2 protein-coding genes are annotated in these 4,306 nt (G+C 43.4%); one reads left to right on the forward strand and one right to left on the reverse strand.

The genetic code is table 11. The features are described 5' to 3' along the window. Positions 1–127: 127 nt before the first annotated feature. Positions 128–871: an SDR family oxidoreductase gene (locus IQR33_RS13710; RefSeq protein ID WP_005380732.1), complete on the forward strand. Its 744-nt coding sequence runs from the start codon at positions 128–130 to the stop codon at positions 869–871. Positions 872–1,014: 143 nt separating this feature from the next. Here the strand turns inward: IQR33_RS13710 and adhE are convergent, their stop codons facing one another. Next, positions 1,015–3,717, reverse strand: a complete 2,703-nt coding sequence (gene adhE / locus IQR33_RS13715) for a bifunctional acetaldehyde-CoA/alcohol dehydrogenase (RefSeq protein ID WP_005380731.1) — start codon at positions 3,715–3,717, stop codon at positions 1,015–1,017. Positions 3,718–4,306: the final 589 nt, after the last annotated feature.

Consider the following 4,306-nt stretch of genomic DNA (forward strand, 5'->3'; position numbering starts at 1 on the left):
GTTTTTATCCAATAGCTTGCAATACCTACACGTCAGAAATGTGACGTCTTACAAATTACCGCACAATAGTCCTCACTCGAAAGCGTTAGTTTGAAGCCTTTCACACTGAACCCAACGAATTTCAACCATGCTATTAGCACAAACCACTGGTGTATTGTTTTTCACATATGGATACAGTGAAGGTGCTATGGATATCAAAGAATCAATTATTCTCGTCACGTCTGCAGGTTCGGTTATAGGAAGAACCTGTGCAAATCACTTTGCTCACCTTGGAGCAACGTTGATTCTTTGTGACCAAAATTCTAGCGCTTTGAGAGCGAGCTATGAGCAAATCAGCGCTTTCACTGACAAAGTGTATGCGATGAATGTGTGTAGTGATAACACAACGTCCATTAACTTATTGTTTGACCAGATAGAATCACAGCTACGTGCGACACCAGATGTGATTGTTAATTGCTGGACCAGCTCCCCTATGCCTGGCTTAATGGCGCCAGAACCAATGAGTACTTACATTGATCACTTGTCGTCTGCGGCACGCTTCCTTTATACCTACGGCCAAGTAGGAGCAGAGCGCTTTCGAGCCAGAAACAAGAAAGGCGTCATTGTTAATGTCATTTCTCATGACAACCATGAAGACTTTACGGGAGTTGAAAGCATGGCGGCGTTGGTGTCAGGTTTTACTCACAGCTGGGCAAAAGAACTCACACCATTCAACATTCGAGTGGGCGGCGTTATTCCCTCGGTAAATCATACAAAAGAAGAGCTCAACGAGAGGCACTGGGCTGAGATCCAAGACGAACTAGTCCGCAACACAGCATACATCGTCGCGAATGAATACTTCAGTGGCCGAGTAGTTGCGACCGAAGTGTAAGCATACACAGCAACTCTGTTTTCCCAAGCCAGATGTAACTCCTGCACCAAAATAAAAAAAGCCCCAGTCATTTGACTGGGGCTTTAACCTTTTCCCGATTAAGGTTCCGTGCTAGCGAAAACCTTGCTCACTCGATTTTTTAATTACGCGTCAGCTTTTTCTTTCTTTGCTTTAGGTGCTGCTTTTGCTGCTTCTTGGTCTGCTTTCTTCTTGATAACAGTTGTACCTTCGAAAGTTTCGCCTTCAACAAATGCTTTACCGTAGTAAGAAGCCATCAACACATCTTTAAGTTCGCTGATTAGAGGGTAACGTGGGTTCGCACCAGTACATTGGTCATCGAACGCTTCTACCGCTAGCTCATCCAGTTTCGCTACGAAATCTGATTCAGCAACACCTGCCGCTTGGATAGACATTGGGATGTCTAGGTTAACTTTTAGTTCATCCAACCATGCAAGTAGACGTTCAATCTTCTGAGCAGTACGGTCTCCTTCTTGGCTTAGGCCTAGGTGGTCAGCAACTTCAGCGTAACGACGACGTGCTTGTGGACGGTCGTATTGAGAGAACGCAGTTTGTTTAGTTGGATTGTCGTTCGCGTTGTAACGTACCACGTTAGAGATAAGTAGTGCGTTAGCTAGGCCGTGTGGCAAGTGGAACTCAGCACCCAGTTTGTGAGCCATTGAGTGACAAACACCTAGGAATGCGTTCGCAAATGCAACACCAGCGATAGTAGCTGCGTTGTGTACTTTCTCACGAGCGATTGGGTCATTTGCACCGTTCGCATAGCTTGATGGTAGGTACTCTTTTAGCATCTTAAGTGCTTGAAGAGCTTGGCCATCTGAGTATTCGTTAGCAAGAACAGAAACGTAAGCTTCTAGAGCGTGAGTTACTGCATCATAACCACCAAATGCTGTTAGAGACTTAGGCATGTTCATTACTAGGTTCGCATCAACGATTGCCATGTTTGGCGTGATTTCGTAGTCAGCTAGTGGGTATTTAGCACCAGTCTTGTCGTCAGTAACAACCGCGAATGGAGTAACTTCTGAGCCAGTACCTGAAGTTGTAGTGATACATACAAGCTCAGCTTTTTTACCCATTTTAGGGAACTTGTAGATACGTTTACGGATGTCCATAAAGCGCATTGCTAGTTCTTCAAAGTGAGTTTCTGGGTGTTCGTACATTACCCACATGATTTTCGCTGCATCCATTGGTGAACCACCGCCTAGCGCTAGGATAACGTCAGGTTGGTAGCTAGCCATTTGAGCCGCACCTTTTTCTACTACAGACAGTGTTGGGTCAGCTTCAACATCGAAGAATGTTTGAACTTCCATGCCTTGAGCTTTTAGTAGGCTTACTACGTCATCTGCATAACCGTTGTTGAATAGGAAACGGTCAGTTACTAGGAATGCACGTTTCTTACCTTCTAGGTCGCCCAGTGCGATTGGAAGGCTACCACGACGGAAGTAGATTGACTTAGGTAGTTTATGCCACAACATGTTTTCAGCTCGCTTCGCTACAGTTTTCTTGTTGATTAGGTGTTTAGGACCTACGTTCTCAGAGATAGAGTTACCACCCCAAGAACCACAACCTAGCGTTAGAGATGGCGCAACGTTGAAGTTGTACAAGTCACCGATACCGCCGTGAGTAGTCGGGATGTTGATTAGGATACGAGCTGTCTTCATCTTGTCACCGAAGTAACGGATACGGTCAGCGTTAGTATCTTGGTTAGTGTAAAGACCAGATGTGTGGCCGATACCACCAATCTCAACCATAGTTACCGCTTGAGCAACCGCGTCTTCGAAGTTGTCAGCACGGAATAGACCTAGAGTTGGAGATAGTTTCTCGTGAGCGAATGCGTCATCGTGAGATACTTTGCCCAGACCTTCACCAACAAGAACTTTAGTGTCTGCTGGAACTTTAACGCCTGCCATTTCAGCGATTGCTGCTGCTGGCTGACCTACGATTTTCGCGTTTAGCGCACCATCGATAAGAAGCACTTTACGAACTTTATCAGCTTCTGCTTTGCTTAGGACATACGCTTTGTGAGAAGCAAAGCGCTCTTTCACTTCGTCGTATACTTCGTCTACTACGATTGCAGCTTGCTCAGAAGCACATACTACACCGTTGTCGAAAGTCTTAGACATAAGGATAGAAGCAACAGCACGTTTGATGTCTGCTGTTTCATCGATAACAACAGGAACGTTACCTGCACCTACACCGATTGCTGGCTTACCAGAAGAGTAAGCGGCTTTAACCATGCCTGGACCACCAGTTGCAAGGATAAGCGCGATGTCATCGTGTTTCATTAGAGCGTTTGAAAGCTCAACAGAAGGCTGGTCGATCCAACCGATGATGTCTTTTGGTGCGCCTGCTGCTACTGCTGCATCTAGAACGAGTTTAGCTGCATCGTTAGTTGAGTTTTTCGCACGTGGATGTGGTGAGAAGATGATACCGTTACGAGTCTTCAAAGAGATTAGAGATTTGAAGATCGCTGTAGAAGTTGGGTTAGTCGTTGGTACGATACCGCAGATGATGCCTACAGGCTCAGCGATAGTCATAGTACCTAGGTTGTCATCCTCTTCTAAGATGCCACACGTTTGTTCGTCTTTGTATTTGTTGTAGATAAACTCAGAAGCAAAGTGGTTCTTGATTACTTTATCTTCAACAATACCCATACCAGATTCTTCTACCGCTTGTTGAGCTAGCGGGATACGGGCCTGGTTAGCTGCAAGCGATGCTGCACGAAAGATTTTATCTACTTGCTCTTGAGAGTAAGTAGCGAACTCTTCTTGCGCTTTCTTAACGCGAGCAACCATTGCATCTAGTTCAGCCATATTAGTTACAGGCATAGGGAATCTCCTAAAATTAACAAATATTAAAAACTTTTTACTAAGGCTATTACTTATCGTTTTTACTGTTTATCAGTCACTTAGAAAACAAACGTCTTAGTAAATTGCTTTCAGGACTGAGTATAATATTTCAGAGTGTGAAAAAAATTGACTTGGATCAGTTCTCACCACCTAAATACTACCAAAGTGGTGCCTCATCACACCAAAATGACATAAATCACTGATAAACAAATAAATTAACTTTCATTTTTTATTGAGTAAAAAAGAAGCAAATGGACAAATAAATAAAAGAAACTACAACAACCTGTAAAAAAGTTTCATTTTTGACCAACAAAATTACATGTAGGCCCAATTCTTTGTGCTACTGAGAGTATATCGAACCGAATACATCTCTCTACAAACCACCTTGGTTTTTATCAAAAATGTGCGAATGTTAACGTTTATGTAAAACAGTGCAATTTATCAGCAACTTTATACGTAACATTTCCTTTCCAGATTAGATACAGTTTATTAAAGAATTAGTTTTTCTCACTTAAATGGCAGGGAATGCGTTAGTTTTTTTCATTTCTTACAACCTAACTTTTGCCTT

It is taken from the genome of Vibrio sp. OPT46 (assembly GCF_015163535.1).
GTDB classification, from domain to species: domain Bacteria; phylum Pseudomonadota; class Gammaproteobacteria; order Enterobacterales; family Vibrionaceae; genus Vibrio; species Vibrio alginolyticus.

Excerpts from the sequence above, each read along its gene's own strand:
- adhE (WP_005380731.1), bottom strand. The coding sequence starts at position 3,717 with ATGCCTGTAACTAATATGGCTGAACTAGATGCAATGGTTGCTCGCGTT.
- IQR33_RS13710 (WP_005380732.1), top strand. The coding sequence starts at position 128 with ATGCTATTAGCACAAACCACTGGTGTATTGTTTTTCACATATGGATAC.